At 59.4% G+C, this 251-nt stretch carries 1 protein-coding gene; it reads left to right on the forward strand.

Translation table 11 applies throughout. The annotated features are described in order from the left end of the window. Positions 1-12: 12 nt before the first annotated feature. The gene (locus GWC77_RS28900) at positions 13-210 is read left to right on the forward strand and encodes a hypothetical protein (protein WP_367949143.1); all 198 of its coding nucleotides are present in this window, start codon (positions 13-15) and stop codon (positions 208-210) included. Positions 211-251 lie beyond the last annotated feature (41 nt).

A 251-nucleotide genomic window follows, 5' to 3' on the forward strand; every position in this document is an offset into this window, starting at 1 on the left:
GCACGCCGGGTCGTGTTCGCTACGCCCGGGCGTGACGCGAAGACGATTGAAGGCTTCGCGGCGCATCTGAGTCAACACCAAGGCACGCCCGAACAAGTCGCCTCGGTGAGCATCGACATGTCGCCGGGGTCTGTCAGAAATTTCGTGTTCAAGGCATATGATGCTCCCCAGGAGAAAATATGCCTCGCAAACCCAAGACCCCACCGGTAGAGCTGCCGGCGATTCCTGCTGAACTTCTTGAGCAGTTCGGC

Source organism: Paraburkholderia sp. NMBU_R16, assembly GCF_013282575.1.
Classification (GTDB): Bacteria; Pseudomonadota; Gammaproteobacteria; order Burkholderiales; family Burkholderiaceae; genus Trinickia.